The organism is Lysobacter sp. TAB13 (assembly GCF_052113885.1).
Classification (GTDB): domain Bacteria; phylum Pseudomonadota; class Gammaproteobacteria; order Xanthomonadales; family Xanthomonadaceae; genus Lysobacter; species Lysobacter gummosus.
Map to the genome: position 1 here is coordinate 1 of NZ_JBFRDR010000451.1, position 349 is coordinate 349.

At 68.5% G+C, this 349-nt stretch carries 1 protein-coding gene; it reads right to left on the bottom strand.

Going from position 1 to position 349, the window contains the following annotated elements; translation table 11 throughout:
- Positions 1–349 (bottom strand): malonyl-CoA decarboxylase N-terminal domain-containing protein (locus AB4Y92_RS26915; RefSeq protein ID WP_441822401.1); only part of this gene is annotated, 349 nt, incomplete at both ends.

A 349-nucleotide genomic window follows, 5' to 3' on the forward strand; every position in this document is an offset into this window, starting at 1 on the left:
GCACATGGGTGCCGCCGGGCGCGAGGTTGAGGCGGCGGAAGAGTTCCTGCCGGCGCGGCTCGGAGGCAATGTGCAGCGCTGCGATCGCAGCCGCGTCCGGCTCATTCTGGTAGCGCGCGATGGCGGCGCTCAACTTCTCCTGATCCGGACCGAAGCGATCCTGGAGCAAGCGGAAGAAACTGAGGTGCCCGGGCGGATCGAGCCGTTCCCACTGGTCGAGAACGGTCTGCGCCAATGCCATGCCGGAGGCCTCACCGCGCCCTGACAACAGATCCTCGCAGAGCCGGTCAAGCGACCGGTTGCGGTTCCCGGCGAAGCGCTCAAGGCCGATCAGCGCGCGGCCACGGTC